The organism is Tissierellales bacterium, from assembly GCA_025210965.1.
GTDB lineage: Bacteria > Bacillota > Clostridia > Tissierellales > JAOAQY01 > JAOAQY01.
This window is the reverse complement of the sequence record JAOAQY010000144.1, coordinates 1-17,514: the sequence shown is the minus strand read 5'-3', so window position 1 is coordinate 17,514 and position 17,514 is coordinate 1. Positions and strand designations below refer to the sequence as shown.

Here is a 17,514-nt window from a genome sequence, read left to right as displayed (position 1 = left end):
AGTATTATTTGTTTGAAAAAGTAGTATAATAAGGTTATATTAAATAAATTTATTTGGAGGTAATATGAATATATCTATAAGAAACGAAGAGCCTAGAGATTATAGAAAAGTAGAAGAGGTAGCTAGAGAAGCATTTTGGAATCTTTATTTCCCAGGATGTGTAGAGCATTTTACAATACACAATTTGAGAAAGTCGGATGCATTTTTGCCTGAGCTTACATTTGTTATAGAGGTGGATGGAGAAATAGTTGGGAGTATATTTTATTCACAGTCGAAAATCGTATCAGAAAATGGTGTAGGGTACGATACTATTAGCTTTGGTCCAGTTAGTATATTACCAAGTATGCATAGAAAAGGACTTGGTAGGAAACTTATTTCATATTCGATAGAAATAGCGAAAAGTCTAGGGTATAGGGCTATATTGACATTAGGTTATCCTTATCATTATGAACCTTATGGATTTGTTGGTGGTAAAAAATATAGAATATCTATGTCTGATGGGAAATTTTACAAAGGATTATTAGTTCTTCCGCTTTATGATGGAGCTCTTGATAACATATCAGGTCATGCAGTTTTTGCAGAAGCACTTGAATCTGAGCCCAGCAAAGAAGAATTAGATTCTTTTGATAAAACATTTCCATTTAAAGAAAAAATGATCCAAGATAGTCAAAAGGAATTTGCAGACGCTGTGGGGTTGCTTGACGAGTTTTAATTAATAGTGACAAAATAAAAAACGAGCAATTTGGGCTTAAGAATACAATACTTAAAGGAGTTAAGTGTGGCAAAATACAATTTTTGCAGAGCATCTTATATCACATTTGGAATTATATTTGTAGATAAATGGCATTGTGTTTAGAAAGATAGATGTAAGTTTTTTAGAATAAAAAATTATAATACTTTTTACTATGACGATTCAGTGATACAATAGGTAAGTATATTAATATAAATTATGCTGAAGAGGTGCCAAAATGAAATTAAAATTGAGAATAAAAAAAGATTTAAAAAGAGATTTAAAAAAAATTGCTGCTAAGAGAGATATGGAAAGAAAAGACCTTGCTATACAATTGATATCAGAGTTTGTAAGTTCTAATGACGAAATTACTACAAGTGAGATTGAAGAATTTATGGAAAGTACTAAAAGTTTAGAAGAAGGTATAACTGAAATAAATTCAAATGAAGATTTAAGTAATGAAGAAAAGAAAGCTTTGATAAAAGAACTTAAGGAAAAACATAGAGTTGTAATATATACAAGTAAAATGCCAAAGAAAAAAACAGAAACGCTTATAATCAATCTTGATGAATTGAGCTATTATGGTTTATTATTGATAGCTGAAAATAGCAAAATGACAATTGAGCACTTAGGAGTAGATGTAGTTACAGATTATGTTAAGGCTAATTTAGCATAGTAATTAGAGTATAAAATATTTGTGAAATGTAGATTACAGGTGTGAGATTTCATTGTAGTTAAAATGAGATTTTGCGCCTGTTTTTGTTATTTGTGAAGTGAGAGATAAGAACTGAAATAGTTTTTAGAAGACATAAAGAAAATAGTTTTTGAATTTGAGTTGAAGGAGATGGCAAAATGCAAAGAATAAAATTGATTTTACCGACAGCAATGCACAAAGAGCAGGTGGCAGAATACAAAAGAGAATTTGAACTACATGGAGAAAGTATGGATGGAACATCAGGGCTTAGTACTGCTGAAAATTTTGAGGAGTGGCTAAAGGCGGTAGAAGACAATCTACATGAAGATACAGTGAGAGAAGGCTTAGTGCCAGCGTCTACATATCTGGCAATACGAATAGATGATGGTAAGTTAGTTGGAATGATTCAGATAAGACATGAATTAAATGATTATCTAATGCAATTTGGTGGACACATCGGATATAGCGTAAGAAAATCTGAAAGGCGAAAAGGCTTTGCAAAGGAAATGTTAAAACTTGCACTTATGAAGTGTAAAGATTTGAAAATAGAAAGAGCTCTTGTAACTTGCGACAAGGAAAATATAGGTTCTGCTAAGACTATACTTGGAAATGGCGGTGTATTGGAAAATGAAGTTGACGAAGGCGAAAGAATAACTCAGAGATACTGGATCAAAGTATCTGTAAACAGTGAAGATTAAGAGAAAATAGACTGAAAAAGTACAGAACACTAATTCAAGAATGGATTTCTTGCACAAACTCTCTACAGAATTAGTTAATAAATATAATGCCATATCATCTGAGAATATATATTGCTTTCTAACAAATTAAATGGTATCATTGTGTTAGAAAGATAGAAAATGATAGAAAGGGTGTTAGAATGAAATTGTATGAGAGTGAAACTGTCGAATTAAAGGAAATATATACTCAAGAGCTAAAAAAAGAGATTATTGCGTTCGTGAATACAAGCGGTGGGACAATATATATTGGAGTTGATGATGATGGAGAAATTGTTGGTATTCAAAATGCTGACATGGTAATGCAACAAATTGCTAATGCTCTAAGGGATAATATTAAACCAGATATTTCAATGTTTACAAAGATAGAGCTGATTCAAGAGAATAAAAAGTTTTTTATAAAAATAACTATTGAACAAGGAACAAAGAAGCCTTACTATTTATCCAACAAAGGATTGAAGCCATCAGGAGTTTATATTAGAAAAGGAACTACTTCTGCACCAGCATCTGAAGATGCTATTCGTATGATGATAAAGATAACGGATGGTGACTCTTTTGAAAAAAATCGTTCATTATTTCAAGAGTTGACTTTCAATGTACTTAAAAATGATTTCGCACAGCGTGGTTTAGAATTTACTGAAATTCAAATGAAAAACTTAGGAATTATTTCAGATGATGAAATTTATACTAATATGGGACTATTATTATCAGAGCAATGTAAACATTCTATTAAGATTGCAATTTTTCAAGGAAATGACAAGTCAGTTTTTAAGGATAGAAAAGAATTTCAAGGATCGTTGCTTGAACAGCTAAATAATGCTTATAAAGCTATTGATTTTTACAATGGAACAAAAGCAACATTTAATGAGTTAATTCGAACTGATGAAAGAGATTATCCAGAAGAGGCAATTAGAGAAGCTTTGTTAAACGCGATAGTTCATAGAGATTACTCATTTAGTGGTAGCACTATCATAAATATTTACTCGGATCATTTGGAGATTATTTCATTAGGAGGTCTTGTTCCTGGATTATCGTTAGACGCAGCGATGTTAGGAGCGTCACAGCCACGTAATGAAAAATTAGCAAATTTATTTTACAGGATGAAGTTGATAGAAGCTTATGGAACAGGTATTAGTAAAATAATTAGTTGCTATAAAGGTAAAGGTGTACAGCCAAAATTTAAAAATGTAGAAGGTGCTTTTTGCGTGATTTTACCAAATATTCATGCAAATCAAGTAGATTTAAATGATGAAAGATATATGCAAATAATAAAGTTATTTCAAAATCAAAAAGAGATAGAAAGAGTAGATGTTGAAAATGTACTAAATACTGGTACTACTAGTGCGCTAAATATATTAAAAGAAATGGCTAATAAAGAAATAATAGTTAAAAAGGGAAAAGGAAAAGCTACTAGATATTTTTTAAAATAAAAATTGAAATACAATTTAAAAATATTGAAAATCATTAAAAGAAACAAAATTTGGTGACATAGATTAAAAAGCTATATCTTACTATATATTCTATGGTAAGATATAGTTTTTTTAATGATAGTCAAAAACGATTTCTAGTAGCAAATATTTTTTAGAACCACTTTTTGTGATTAAAAAATAACAATATACTAATATAGGTAATATATTCGATTATCAAAGATTATATTCTATGAATTTGATAGTAAAGATTATAGAAATGGTATTGATATGGGAATTTTATACATAAAATATATTTATAATGAAATAAAATCTATAAAGCTTTTTAATTAGACATGATTAAGGTTTCCCAATATAATTGTACATAGCTTAGAATTTTAGAACTATAGAAAATAAACAATTAAGTGAATTTGTACAGAGAGTATAGGGGGAGTAAAAATGAATCGCATGAAGAAGTTTCTAGCATTAACTCTTGCAGGTGCATTAGTTCTTACATCGCTTGTAGGTTGTGGTGCTAACGGGGAAAAGACGAACGAAACAGCTACAAATGACCAGAAACAAGAAGTAACAACTGAAGAAAAAGAACATTTAACATTGTGGTTACCACCATTTGGAAATGATGACAAAGAGGTATGGGAACCAGTATTAAAGGAATTCGAAGAAAAAAACAATTGTGATGTAGATTTAGAAATTATACCTTGGGAAAATTATCCAGAAAAATATGCTATGGCAATTGGTGCAGGAGAAGGACCTGATGTAGGATACATGTATGCAGAGATGTTTCCACAGTTTATAGAAATGGGTGCAGTTGAAGATTTGCAGTCGTATTTAACTGAAGCAGATTATGAAAATCACATATATATTGATGATGCAAAAATGATGGGTGGGCTGTACGGATTACCTATAGAAGCAGCCAATCCAGCAGTACTTTATTATAATAAGGATATATTAGAGTCTGTAGGAGAACAGCCTCCAGTAACTTGGGAAGATTTCAGAAGAATAGCTAAAAAAGCGACACAGGATACAGATGGAGATGGCAAGATAGATCAATGGGGATTTGCTCAAGGTTGGGGACAAAAATTCTTTGGTGATCTTAACTGGAACTGGTACGGATTTAACTGGCAAGCAGGCGGAGAACTTTATAACGATGATTTGAAAACTGTGAGATTTAATGATGAAGCGGGACTAGAAGCAGCTCAATTCTTATATGATTTGAAATTTACTGACAAAGTTATTCCAGAAGATACATTAGCTAAAACAAATTCAGAAATGATTCAAACTGTTTTTGGACCTGGTGATGCAGCTTTTTGTATTTATTTATCATCTAAGGCATCAGAAACATTTGATAAGGAGTTTCCTGATTTAAATTATGGATTCATAACTTCTTTAGAGAATAAAGCTATGGGAACATTTGCATCAGTAGATCAGCTTACACTTATGTCTGCAGCAGAGGACAAGAATTTGTCATTTGATTTAATGGAACATTTAGTAAGCGCAGAATCTATGACCAAGTTCCACAAATACCATCCAAGAGCTCCTATTACTAAAGATGAACCATACCAAGGGGATCCAAGACTTAAAGAGATGATTGAAAATGATAAGGGAATATACAGACCATTAGTGGTTGCACCACATGGTGTTGAAGTATATGAATATTTATGGAAACAATTACAAAATATGATAGCAGGTCAAGCTACTCCAAAAGAAGCACTAGATGAAGCTGCTAGATATGCTAATGATTTATTAGCTCAAGATAATTAATTAAAGATATTTTAAAGCATCAAAAATAGTTTATATTTTTGGTGCTTTATCTTTATGTCTTTGATACTTTATCACTAGTTATGATTTGAGTTTTTTGAAGGGAGAACATTATAAAGTGAAGTATTCTAAGAAAAATAGTTGTTGGCAAAATGTTTTGAGTTTGAAAAATGTATTTTTAAAAAAATTTAGTGGATATGGATACATACTTCCTCTAGGGATATTGTTGTTTAGTTTTTATATTATACCTATATTTATGTCATTGTATTTTAGTTTTACTAAATACAATATTATAAAACCAGCGGAATTTATAGGATTAAAAAATTATATTAATTTAGGAAAAGACAAAATATTTATGGAAGCACTTAAAAATACGTTTATTTTTACATTAGGAGTAGTGCCTCTTCAAACTGCATTTTCTCTTTTGATGGCAGTGTGGCTTACAAAGAGAGAAAAAAGCAAATTTATAGGTTTTATAAAGGGTGTGATGTTTATACCAGTTATATCATCTATGATTTTGATAGCTATAGTTTGGCGAATTTTGCTAAACGGAGATGCATCCCCTATAAATTTATTTTTCAACTTGTTGGGAATTGATTCAATAAATTGGCTTGGAGATGTAAATTTAGCATTACCTACTATGATGATGATTGCTGTATGGAAAAATGTTGGATATTTTATGGTCATATATATTTCTGGTCTTATGGATATACCTCAAAGCTACTATGAGGCAGCAGAGGTTGATGGTGCTAGTAAATTTCAGCAGTTTAAGAGTATTACACTACCTCTTTTGAAACCTACTACAGTACTTGTCGTGTTTATTGGTTTGATATGGTCTTTTCAGACGTTTGATTTAGTGTATACACTTACTGGAGGTGGACCTGGTTTTTCGACTATGACTATGGTTCTTCACATATACAACTTGGCATTTAAGCAATTTAATTCTGGGTATGCTATGGCAGTTGCCAATGTGTTGTTTTTCATAATAGTTTTGGTGTCTATTATCCAAAAGAGATTTCTAAAAAAAGAAAAGAGCATTTACTAACTGCATAAAATTAAAGGAAAACAAACTATGCAGAAATAGGATGATAAGTACAAAATTACCATATATAAAATATAAATTTTATTAGAAGTGAGGAATTTAGATGAAGAGTATAAAAAGAGTGATAGCAAATATATTGCTTTTGATGATAGCATCCTGTATGTTAGTACCATTTGTGTATATGATAATTACATCATTGAAGGTGACATATACTGCATATAATTTTGATATTTCACTATCGAAATTGACTATACAAAACTATGTAGATATATTGACAAAACAGAATTTTTTGAGGTACTTTTTAAATAGTTGTATTGTGGTTTTTGGTGGAGTAGTGATAAATGTATTTTTTAGTAGTCTAGCAGGATTTGCATTTGCAAAAAAAGATTTTCCAGGAAATAATAAGATTTTTTTCATATATTTGGTTACGCTCATGATTCCATCTCAGGTAACTATGATTCCGCTTTATATAATCATGAGAAAATTACACTGGATAAATGACTTTAGAGCACTAATACTCCCTATAACAACGGCTTTTGGTGTATTTTTGATGAGGCAAGCGATAATGAAGATTCCAGATGACCTAATCGATTCAGCTAGGATAGATGGATGTTCCGACTTGAGGATATTTTTTCAAATAGTACTTCCTCTTATAAAACCAGCAATTATAACTCTTACCATATTTACTTTTATAGGTGCGTGGAATGAATTTTTGTGGCCACTTATAATGACTACAAATGATTCTGTTAGAACACTTACATTAGGGCTAGCCACAATGAAAGCGCATTATACTATAAATTATGGTTTGATAATGGCTGGAACGACACTTACATTTTTGCCGTCATTCTTGATTTATATATTGCTACAGAAAAAATTTGTGCAAGGAGTTACATTGTCAGGGATGAAAGGATAATGGGAGTTTAAGGAGTGAATTGAGAATGAAATTGATGGAGTATATAAATAATGATAATAATAGAAAAATAAGAATGCCATTTATGGGAACAAATGGATTAAGACTTTTAGGATATACTATGGATGAGGTATACAATTCTCCAGAGAAGCAGTTAGAACTTGCTATAATTATGGATGAAACATTTGATTTGGATTTCGTAGGAGCAATGGATGATGGAAATATATTTTGTGAAACACTAGGTGTTCCGATGAAGAGATATGACTTGGATTTTCCAATGGTTATAGAGCACCCGATAGACAGTAGTGAAGCACTTTCAAGACTTAAAGTACCGAATCCGTTTAAAGATGGCAGGATGCCAACAAACTTAAAGTCATTGGAATTGATAGTAAAGTATTTTGAAAAACCAGTGGAGATTTCTATTCAAGGGCCATTTACATTAGCAGTTCAGCTTGGAGGAGCTCAGAAAGTTTTACGGAGTATAATAAAAGATCCAAAGTTCTTAGATGATTTACTAGATTTTACCACGAATACTGTATTAGAATATGCAAAGGCAGTTGAAAGTGTAGGTGTAAAGTATATATCTATAGCTGAGCCATCTACTATAATGATATCGCCTAAAAGATACGAGCACTTGGCAGCAAAGAATTTGAGACGGATATATTCAAATCTAAATTGCTGGAAAGCAATTCATATTTGCGGAGATACTACTGCGATACTAGATTTCATGATTAATTTTGGAGTTGATGCTATAAGTCTAGATCAAATAATGGATTTGTCAGAGGTAGCAAAGATTATTCCAAAGGATATAGCTATAATAGGTAACTTTGATCCTATAGGGCTAGCAAAAATGAAACCAGAAGAAGTTGTAAAAGAAACTAGAAGGCTTATGGATAGCATGAAAAGCTGTAGCAATTACATTCCTTCTTTTGGGTGTACATCACTGAACAATACACCTATAGAAAATTTAAAGGTATTTTGCAGTACTGTACGAAATAATAATTATTAAAGAGAGATTTCAATTGGGGCAAAAGGGAGAGATAAATATGGAAGGACCTAGAGCGACGAGTAAAGAGGAATTCAAGGAAGTGATTAATCTTATAAATGATGTTTTCAGAATATCAGGCAATCATAAGCCAACAATGAAAGAAGAATTTCCACTTCTGCTAAACGAAGATAATAGTGACAATATGAGAATTATACTAGATGAAGGTAGACCTGTTTCTGCAGTGAACTATCTGCGTGAGGATATTTTCATAGAAGGAAGTAAAATAAAAGCAGCATCTATAGGAGCAGTTTGCACAGCTGCTGAATATAGGGGAAATGGTTATTCATCACTTATACTAGATGATGTGGAGCGTAAAATGAAAGAAGAACATGTGGATATAGTTTTGATATCTGGAACGAGAAGTCTTTATACGAGAAGAAATTGTATTATGCTCCAAAATTTTTATAAGTGTATGAGTTATCCAAAACAGGATGAAACTATTGAATTATTAGAGTATGATGAAAAATACTTGAAGAATATGATGGAGCTTTATAATAGACAATCAACTAGATATTATAGGTCATTTGATGATTTTAATGCGCTAATAATGTCTGCAACTATACCATGGGGGGATTTTTCATATAAGAAATACGTGATAGTTAAAAACGGCGAATTTGTAGGATATATAGTGCTTAGAATAATTGACGGCAATTCTAAATATGGACAAGTGATAGAATCACTAGGTGATAAAAATATGATAAATGCAGCACTAAAGAGTTTGGCTTTTGAATTAGGAGTTGAGAGTATACAATCATATATTCATGTGAATGAAAAACATGCTGATAGTTTTGATAGCAAAAAATTAGATTATTTAGAAGGTACATTGAAAATTATTAATTTTGTTTCGCTTATGGAAAATTTGAGGAGTTATTTTTTGCAATATGTTCCAAATAGTATTGGGGAAAACATAGTATTCATTGAAGATGAAGGCAGATATATCATTAAATTAAAAGATGAAATATTAGAAATAGATAATCTAGAAAAAATTACAAAGCTTGTATTTGAAGGGAAAAAGGATGGTATTACAGGAATTGATGATGTTCAATCAATAGAAATGTTTATAGATAGAGTGTTCCCGATACCATTTGTGTGGACGGCTAATTTGAATTATCAATAGAGACAGGCTGTTTTAAGTTTTACTTTTTAAAAAATAATTTATGAAATTAGGAGATGTGACCATGATAGATTTACAATATGGATTATTCAATTCTTCATATAGGCATATTAGGTGTGAAAGACTAGACGAGTCAATTTTTGAGAATAAAAAATTTGAATTTAATGTAGCAAGAGAGGAAAAGTTTGCATGTCAGATGATGATGTTTTGCAAAGAAGAATTTTATTGCTTTTTAGATAGCGCAAATTTGAGCTGGAAAGGTATGCAGAATAGAGTTAGGATAGAGATAGATTGTGAGAAGCTTTCTAGAAAAGATTTAAGAATATACTTCGAGGGATATGTTAATGATGACAGCGGAAAATTGGTAGCAGATCCTATTTTGAAAAAGAGAGGTCAATTAATAGAAGCTGAGATTGGACAGATGTTTTGGATTGAGGGGAAAATACCAAATGATTTTGCAGACAATAATTTAAATTTTGATATTAAAATGTATTTTCAGCAGGGTTATGATGATGAGGTTCTAATGGCATCTGCTAAAATAGATATAAATGTGAGTGATGTGGTTTTGAAGCCACTAAATCAAAGTGATTTTTTCTTGGATTTATGGCAACATCCATCTAATTGGGCACGTATGTATGAATTAGAGCTTTGGTCAGATGAACATTTTAGGATTATCGAGAATAACTTGAGAGAATTAGCATCTATGGGACAAAAAGTTGCCATGGTTATAGTATCAGAGATGCCTTGGGCAGGACAGTCATGTTATAAGTTTTCTAAAAATGCATCAAATCTTTTTGAGTATAATATAGTAGATGTATTTAAAGATGAAGATGGAAATATTGATTGTGATTTCAAAAACTTCGACAGGTATATAGATATGTGTTTTAAACTCGGAATTGATAGAGAAATTGACTTATATGGGCTTTTAGGTGTCTGGGGAGGTAGAGACTTTGGAAATCCTTTAGCTGATTACAAGGATGCTATAAGAGTAAGGTATTTTGATAGAAACGATGGTGTTTACAAATATATTAATAGCAAGTATGAATTAAAGCAATATGTTTCAAAGTTGTTTAATCATATTATTGAAAATGGATGGTGGAATATTACTAGACTTGCAAGTGATGAACCTGCTAGCCCTGATATTTTTGATAGCTGTGTGGAGTTTTTAAATAGCAGTATTGAAAATGATAATATAAAAATGAAAGCAGCAGTTTGCCATAAAGAATTCATAGATGAATACAAGGATAAAGATTGTGATTTGAGTTTGTATTTAGGATTAATTTTGGATAATAAGTATGAGATAAAGAATCTAAGAAATAAGCTCAATAAAGATGGGAAAAAATTGACGTGGTATTTGATGTGTGTACCGAATTTTCCAAACAATTTTATAGATTCACCGCCAATTGAAAGTAGAGTAGTTGGTTGGTATACTTATTATTTTGGAGTGAATGGATTTTTGAGGTGGGATTATGCTATTTGGCCAAAGGAACCATTAAATAATCCAAGCTACAAATTTCCGCACTGGAAAGCTGGAGATATGTTTTTTGTTTATCCTGGTAAGGATGGAAAGCCGATGAGTTCACTCAGATGGGAGAACCTTAGATTTGGAATTCAAGATCATCAATTGCTATTATTGGGGGAAGAGAAACTTGGTGGTAAAGAGTATGTGGATGAAAATTTGCTCTCAAAACTTTTAGGAAATATTGATGATATGAGGATGAATTCATTTTTGGATATGGATATGAATTATTCATTAAATTATAGTGATTATGAGAAAATACGAAGTAAGATTTTTGATTTGAAGTAGAAAGAAGAGTCAGTTGAGCAGTTTCGCTAATTTAAAGTGAAATTAATCATCTGACTTTATTTATTTGTTGAGGTATCAATGCTGTGCTAAATGGGATTTTATTGTTATAATAATATTAGCTAGAGTTTAGGGGCTTAGAATTGACTTAAGAAGGGGGAGGTTTGTCAGGGGAGGGGCAGTAAAACTTTGACAAAGGGATTATGAATTCAATAAATGTAGCTGTACGAATTGATTTGTTGATGTATTCATTGATATTGAATGTAGTGATGTTTGTATATGTTCAAGCACAGTATAGAAGAAAGGAGTATCCAGAGAGGTTGTTTCAGGGTGCTCTTTTTACAGTATCGTTATTGATAGTGGCGGAGGCTATTTCTTGGATGACCGCAGAAATAGGTAATTCAGCACAAATACCAATGCATTATTGGAGTAATGCTATATATTTATGTTTTATACCATTACCTGGATGTGTCGGTCTTATTTATCTAGATTATAGAATATATGGTGATAAAGAATTGAATAAGAAAAGGATTAAGTACTATATGATGCCAATGTATCTAAGTACAGTGTCAGTTATTTATAATTTTATCGCGCCAGGGTCGTTATTTTATATAGATGCACAAAATCATTATCATAGAGGCTTTTATGTTTATGGAAGTGCTTTTGTAATGTATGGATTTATGCTAGTTGTGGCAATATTTTTTTATAAAGATAAAAAGAGGATGACTGCCAGGATATTTAAAGCTGTGGGACTCTATTTTACAGCGCCAATTGTGGGAATAGCGCTTCAAATGAAGATGTATGGAACTACATTTTCAATGCCATTTCACACATTAGGTCTATTTTTTATATTTTTATTATTGGAGAGAGACGAAATGATGCGTGATTCTTTGACATATTTATATACAAGACATAACTTTGAAATTAGATTGGAAGATAAGTTGAAACGATTAGAAGCATTTACGCTTGTATTAGTTGATTTGAATGATTTCAAAAAGATTAACGATACTTATGGGCATGTAGAGGGAGACAAAGTTTTACAAATTGTTTCAGAAATACTACTTAAATGCACTAGTGTAGAAGATTTGGTTTGTAGATATGGCGGCGATGAGTTTATTATGTTGATAGATTTTCAGAATGATATAGGAAATCAATTAAAGAAGAGAATTAATCGGGAATTAAAAAAATATAATAATTCTAATGATAAATACGATATAGAACTGAGTTATGGACAATTATTTGTTGGAGAAGATGATAAACTTACTAAAGAACAATTAATAGCTGAAGTTGATTGCAGAATGTATTCAGATAAACAAAAATGTAAAAAACAAAAAAATTAAAATTGATATAAACCCCTTTTTATTTATTGTATATTTATGTTATCATAGGCTTGGGTTGATATATGTTAAAATATCGATTCAAACTTATGGGAAAGGGGTAGTACATATGGAAAATTCTAATTTGGAATCTAAAAATAGACAAACGGTGAAGTGGCCACCTACTGAAAGAGAATTAAAAAAAGAAGGGTATATCCAAAGAGAAATTGATAAGGAGCCATCTACAACTAGAGGGTGCAATATTAAGCAAAGTCTTTTAGATTCTAGGTGTATGTTGGATCCTGAGTTTAGTTTGTTATATACAGAAGAATGGAAAAAAGCTGAAGGGGAACCTCTTTTAATTAGGAGAGCAAGAGCATACAAGCATGCAATAGAAAATATTACTCCAGTAATATTAAAAGACGAACTCATAACTATGCAGAAAACAAGATACATGAGAGGTGCACCTGTGTATTTACAATACAGTCAGAAATTCTATCCTCATATGATATCAAAGGCAGAATCAGCAGATGATGATGTCTATGATGTAGGTATGGGAGGAGGAAGAGCGCATAAAGAGAGCGATGAAGTCATACAAATGGGAACGTTTGGTATAAAAAACGAGGATGTAGAACCTTTATTAAAGGCTTGTGAATATTGGCAGGGTAAGTGTATAGAGGATGAATCGGATAAATTTTTAAAAGAGACAATGCCAGAATATGATGATTTGTCAAATGCGTTTAAAGCAGTGCTCTATCCTCCAAGTGTGATATCTATAATGGAAGGCCGATGGGTACCGGCTTATGATATTGTTGTAGAAAGAGGTTTAGAATCTGTTATAGATGAATGTAAAAAGAATATAGAATCGACGATACCAACAACTCGTGAAGTTGCTGAAAAGGTTATATTTTGGAGAGCTACGATATTAGTATGTGAAGGTGTAATTAATTGGGCAAAAAATTATTCGAAAAGTGCTTTGAAAATGGCTCAAAATGAGAAGAATAGTGAGCGAAAAGCTGAATTAATTAAGATAGCAGAAATACTAAAATGGGTACCGGCAAAACCTGCTAGAACATTTGTAGAGGGATTACAAGCTGCATGGACAGCTCACATAGCGATAGCTTTAGATGGGCCTATAGTTGGATTGTCACCAGGCAGATGGGGACAGCTTTTATATCCCCTTTATAAAAAAGATATAGAAGAAAATAGAATTACAAGAGAAGAAGTTTTAGAACTTATGGAGCTAATTCGAGTTAAATTTTCTAGCGAGGAGTATGTATCGCCTAGAAGTTGGGAAGCTTTGGCTTCTGGCAATTTGTTTCAGCATATGGTTGTAGGTGGGGTTGATGAGAATGGAAGATGTTCTGATAATGAATTAGAAGAGATAATATTAGAAGCCGGAACAAGTATGCAAACTATACAACCGACGCTTGGAGTAATGGTGAATTCTAAGACAAGTAATAGGCTTTTGATGAAGGCTGCTGAGTGCACAAAAACTGGAGCAGGTTATCCCGCTTGGTTTAATAATGAGCAAGCCATAGAGCATTTACTTCAAAATCACCAAGAAGAAGGAATTACTATAGAAGATGCTAGAGATGTTGCAATAGGAGGCTGCGTTGAAATTCAAATGCAAGGGAATTGCCATGGAATTTGTCATCCTGCGTTTTTTAATGAAGTTAAGTGCTTGGAGATAGTTTTAAATGATGGAATAGATCCTAGAACAGGAATCAGATGTTTTGAATCATTAGGAGAAATTAATTCTTATGATGATCTTTGGGGTGCATGGAAAAAGGTTGAAGAGAAATATTTGAAGGTATATATGAGGTATTGGAATTATGTATTAGCAGTTCACAGAGAGATAAATCCTTTAGTTATGGGTTCTGTCTTAGTTAAGGATTGTGTAGCAAAGGGAAGGCCTTTAGATTCTAATGGAGCAAGGTATAACAAGACTATAACACTGCTGAACTCAGGCATGGTGAATGTTTCAAATGGGCTAGCATCACTAAAAAAATTGGTGTTTGAGGATAAAAAATATACTCTTGAAGAGATAAAAGAGGCTATGAAAATGAATTTTGGTTTTGAAAGAGCGGATAAGATAGGTAATTTTTCTATGCTTGATCAAAAAAGAGTGGATGCCAAATATTCAAGGCTTCACAAGGATTTATTGGAAGCGCCTAAATATGGAAATGATGACGACTATGTTGATGAAATTTTTGTGAAACTATGGGAAAATTATAATGAAACATGTATGAGCGAAACTACTTATTTGGGATTAAATTGGATTCCAGCTGCATTATCAATATCTGCTCATGGCCCATTTGGAAGGGTTTGTGGCGCTACTCCGGATGGTAGAGTAGCAGGAGTGAGTTTGACGGATGGTATATTATCAGCAACTCCCGGAACTGATGTAAGCGGTCCAATTGCATTACTTAATTCGGGAAACAAGTTAGATTCTATAAAAATGAGAAGTGTTCAGCTTAATATGAAAATACATCCAAATGCAATAAAATCTATTGATGGATCACGTAAGTTAGTTGATCTTATAAAATCATATTTTGAGCAGGGAGGATATCATATACAATTTAATATAGTGGATTCAGACATGCTTCGAGATGCTCAGAGATATCCAGAAAAATATCGCAGTTTAATTGTTAGAGTAGCTGGTTTCAGTGCATACTGGGTGGAACTTGCAAAGCCAATTCAAGATGAAATAATTGCCCGTACTGAGTACAATGCGACTGGATTTTAGAGAGGTGCCCAAATGAAAAATTATAAGACTGAAGGTATGATTTTTGACATACAAAGCTTTTCACTTCACGATGGTCCTGGAATCAGGACATTGATATTTTTGAAGGGGTGTCCTTTAAAATGCAAGTGGTGTGCTAATCCAGAAGGGCAGGATAGTCACGTAAATATCAGACATTACAAAACGAAATGTTTAAATTGTCTAGAATGTGTTGATGCCTGTAATAAAGGAGCTATTTCTAATGTGATGGACGTATATGGTAATAAATCGATAGAAATAAATCGTGAGAAATGCATTAACTGCAACGATTTAAAATGTGTAGAAGCGTGCTTACATGGAGCGTTAGAGATGGCTGGAAAAGTTATGAATGTAGATGAGGTTATGAAAGTTGTAAAAAGGGAGATGCCTTATTATAGAGCTCGGGGTGGTGTTACACTTTCAGGCGGAGATCCGACATATCAAATTGAATTTGCAGTAGAAATATTGAGAGCGTGTAAGGACGAGTATATTAATACAGCAATTGAAAGCGCTATGTACTTGAATGGTGAATCTCTTAAAAAGTTGATTCCACATGTGGATTTATTTCTAATTGATATCAAACATATGGATTCAGATAAACATAAAGAACTTACTGGAGTAGAAAATAATTTGATACTTGAAAATATATCGACAATTGCAAAGCAAAAATTAGTTTTGATTCGCATTCCAATAATAAGTTCATTCAATGATGATGATGAGAATATAATAAATACAGCTAGATTTTGCAAAAAAAATAATATAGGTAGGATAAATATTCTGCCTTATCACAAACTAGGACAATCTAAATACGAACAATTGGGATTAGAATATACGCTTCCAGAATTGAGTTCACCTACTAATAGTAAAATGCTATGGATAAAAAAATTAATTGAGAGTTGTGGAATTACCTGTGTTATAGGATAACTAACAAATTTTCAAAATTGACAATATTAGGCTCTAAGTGTAAAATTAAGCAAAAGCTTCAAAATTGGAGGTTTAATATGAATATTAGAAAAGTAGAAGTAAGAGATGCATCGAAATTTTTGAGTATGCTTAAACGTTTAGATAGTGAAACTGAGAATATGATGTTTGAACCTGGAGAGAGAACAACAAGTATTGAAGAAATGAAATCCAACATAGAATCGATGTACAATTCAGGCTCGATGATATTAATAGTTGAAGATGGTGAAGAGATAGTAGGTTTTTTAGAAGCTGAAAGAGGATTTGCTAATCGAATAAAGCATAGTGTGTATATTGTTATAGGATTATTGAAAGAATACAGAGGTAAAAAATTAGGTGTGAAATTATTTGAAGAAATAGAAAAGTGGGCTAGAGAAAGTGAGATTAAGCGAATAGAATTAACTGTCATGATTCATAATGAAGGAGCAGTTAAATTGTATGAGCGAATGGGATTTAAAATCGAGGGGATAAAGGAAAAGTCACTTATAGTAAATGGCAATTACGTGGATGAGTACTACATGGCGAAAATTATTTAACTATTTAGTTTAGAAGTCCTACATTTCTAAGGTGTCGGGATGAGTCGACTTAGCGTTAGTGTAGGAGAGTTGGTAGTCCAATATATAATTAGGAATTAATAATTAGGAGGTATGATTTGATCTGTTTTGATAGAGAGGATAAGAGGTTTTATTTTAGAAGTGCAGCTATAATATTAAAGGACAATAAATTACTTTTGAATAAGTTAGAGCAAGAAGAACTATGGTATTTGCCTGGAGGACGAAATGAATTTTTTGAATTTAGCACAAATACATTAGAACGAGAAATGAAAGAGGAGCTAAATGAGCTCGTAGAAGTTGAAAGATTACTTTGGGTTTCAGAGGCCTTCTTTAGACATGAGGATATGAGGTATCACAAGCTTACATTTTATTACAAAGCTAATATCATAAATGATTCTTCATATGTATTTGATAATGATGAATTTTTTACAATAGAAGAGGATAATAAGATAATTTTCAAATGGTTTGATATAGATGATTTGAAGAATGAAAATGTATATCCACCATTTTTGAAAAATAGAATGCATGATTTGCCGGTAGCAATAGAGCATATAATGCACGATGATTCTCAATTAGAATTGAAATAGAGGTGTAATTTATAAAGGGTGCAAAAATCTTTTTGTTTTGATATTTTCAAAATAAAAAGGTTTAGCACCTTT

At 31.9% G+C, this 17,514-nt stretch carries 15 protein-coding genes; all 15 read left to right on the top strand.

The window, feature by feature from the left end; translation table 11 throughout:
- Positions 1-64: 64 nt before the first annotated feature.
- The 15 genes from N4A40_10170 (at position 65) to N4A40_10100 (ending at position 17,442) form a co-directional block, all read left to right on the top strand.
- The gene (locus N4A40_10170; protein ID MCT4662214.1) at positions 65-712 is read left to right on the top strand and encodes an N-acetyltransferase; all 648 of its coding nucleotides are present in this window, start codon (positions 65-67) and stop codon (positions 710-712) included.
- Positions 713-968: 256 nt separating this feature from the next.
- Positions 969-1,406, top strand: a complete 438-nt coding sequence (locus N4A40_10165; protein ID MCT4662213.1) for a hypothetical protein — start codon at positions 969-971, stop codon at positions 1,404-1,406.
- Positions 1,407-1,582: 176 nt separating this feature from the next.
- Positions 1,583-2,122 carry a GNAT family N-acetyltransferase gene (locus N4A40_10160; GenBank protein MCT4662212.1) on the top strand — a complete coding sequence of 180 codons (540 nt, stop codon included), beginning with the start codon at positions 1,583-1,585 and terminating at the stop codon, positions 2,120-2,122.
- A 179-nt stretch (positions 2,123-2,301) separates the two neighbouring features.
- Positions 2,302-3,588, top strand: a complete 1,287-nt coding sequence (locus N4A40_10155) for a putative DNA binding domain-containing protein (GenBank protein ID MCT4662211.1) — start codon at positions 2,302-2,304, stop codon at positions 3,586-3,588.
- Positions 3,589-4,023: 435 nt separating this feature from the next.
- Positions 4,024-5,346: a sugar ABC transporter substrate-binding protein gene (locus tag N4A40_10150; protein ID MCT4662210.1), complete on the top strand. Its 1,323-nt coding sequence runs from the start codon at positions 4,024-4,026 to the stop codon at positions 5,344-5,346.
- Between the two features lie 115 nt (positions 5,347-5,461).
- Positions 5,462-6,388, top strand: coding sequence for a sugar ABC transporter permease (locus N4A40_10145; GenBank protein MCT4662209.1), 927 nt, complete (start codon positions 5,462-5,464; stop codon positions 6,386-6,388).
- Between the two features lie 100 nt (positions 6,389-6,488).
- A complete protein-coding gene (locus N4A40_10140; protein MCT4662208.1) occupies positions 6,489-7,298 on the top strand; it encodes a carbohydrate ABC transporter permease in 810 nt (269 codons plus the stop codon).
- 25 nt (positions 7,299-7,323) lie between these two features.
- A complete protein-coding gene (locus N4A40_10135; protein MCT4662207.1) occupies positions 7,324-8,304 on the top strand; it encodes a hypothetical protein in 981 nt (326 codons plus the stop codon).
- 37 nt (positions 8,305-8,341) lie between these two features.
- Positions 8,342-9,460, top strand: a complete 1,119-nt coding sequence (locus tag N4A40_10130) for a GNAT family N-acetyltransferase (protein ID MCT4662206.1) — start codon at positions 8,342-8,344, stop codon at positions 9,458-9,460.
- Positions 9,461-9,521: 61 nt separating this feature from the next.
- Positions 9,522-11,264 carry a DUF4091 domain-containing protein gene (locus tag N4A40_10125; GenBank protein ID MCT4662205.1) on the top strand — a complete coding sequence of 581 codons (1,743 nt, stop codon included), beginning with the start codon at positions 9,522-9,524 and terminating at the stop codon, positions 11,262-11,264.
- A gap of 200 nt (positions 11,265-11,464) precedes the next feature.
- Positions 11,465-12,601 (top strand): GGDEF domain-containing protein, encoded by a 1,137-nt coding sequence (locus tag N4A40_10120; protein ID MCT4662204.1) that lies wholly within the window; start codon positions 11,465-11,467, stop codon positions 12,599-12,601.
- Positions 12,602-12,707: 106 nt separating this feature from the next.
- On the top strand, positions 12,708-15,326 hold the full coding sequence (locus N4A40_10115; GenBank protein MCT4662203.1) for an indoleacetate decarboxylase: 2,619 nt from the start codon (positions 12,708-12,710) through the stop codon (positions 15,324-15,326).
- Between the two features lie 12 nt (positions 15,327-15,338).
- Positions 15,339-16,265, top strand: a complete 927-nt coding sequence (locus N4A40_10110; GenBank protein MCT4662202.1) for an indoleacetate decarboxylase activase — start codon at positions 15,339-15,341, stop codon at positions 16,263-16,265.
- 77 nt (positions 16,266-16,342) lie between these two features.
- Positions 16,343-16,837, top strand: a complete 495-nt coding sequence (locus N4A40_10105; protein ID MCT4662201.1) for a GNAT family N-acetyltransferase — start codon at positions 16,343-16,345, stop codon at positions 16,835-16,837.
- 116 nt (positions 16,838-16,953) lie between these two features.
- Positions 16,954-17,442: an NUDIX domain-containing protein gene (locus tag N4A40_10100; protein ID MCT4662200.1), complete on the top strand. Its 489-nt coding sequence runs from the start codon at positions 16,954-16,956 to the stop codon at positions 17,440-17,442.
- Positions 17,443-17,514: the final 72 nt, after the last annotated feature.

Coding starts and splice junctions, on each gene's coding strand:
- N4A40_10170 (MCT4662214.1), top strand. CDS start 65: ATGAATATATCTATAAGAAACGAAGAGCCTAGAGATTATAGAAAAGTA.
- N4A40_10165 (MCT4662213.1), top strand. CDS start 969: ATGAAATTAAAATTGAGAATAAAAAAAGATTTAAAAAGAGATTTAAAA.
- N4A40_10160 (MCT4662212.1), top strand. CDS start 1,583: ATGCAAAGAATAAAATTGATTTTACCGACAGCAATGCACAAAGAGCAG.
- N4A40_10155 (MCT4662211.1), top strand. CDS start 2,302: ATGAAATTGTATGAGAGTGAAACTGTCGAATTAAAGGAAATATATACT.
- N4A40_10150 (MCT4662210.1), top strand. CDS start 4,024: ATGAATCGCATGAAGAAGTTTCTAGCATTAACTCTTGCAGGTGCATTA.
- N4A40_10140 (MCT4662208.1), top strand. CDS start 6,489: ATGAAGAGTATAAAAAGAGTGATAGCAAATATATTGCTTTTGATGATA.
- N4A40_10135 (MCT4662207.1), top strand. CDS start 7,324: ATGAAATTGATGGAGTATATAAATAATGATAATAATAGAAAAATAAGA.
- N4A40_10130 (MCT4662206.1), top strand. CDS start 8,342: ATGGAAGGACCTAGAGCGACGAGTAAAGAGGAATTCAAGGAAGTGATT.
- N4A40_10125 (MCT4662205.1), top strand. CDS start 9,522: ATGATAGATTTACAATATGGATTATTCAATTCTTCATATAGGCATATT.
- N4A40_10120 (MCT4662204.1), top strand. CDS start 11,465: ATGAATTCAATAAATGTAGCTGTACGAATTGATTTGTTGATGTATTCA.
- N4A40_10115 (MCT4662203.1), top strand. CDS start 12,708: ATGGAAAATTCTAATTTGGAATCTAAAAATAGACAAACGGTGAAGTGG.
- N4A40_10110 (MCT4662202.1), top strand. CDS start 15,339: ATGAAAAATTATAAGACTGAAGGTATGATTTTTGACATACAAAGCTTT.
- N4A40_10105 (MCT4662201.1), top strand. CDS start 16,343: ATGAATATTAGAAAAGTAGAAGTAAGAGATGCATCGAAATTTTTGAGT.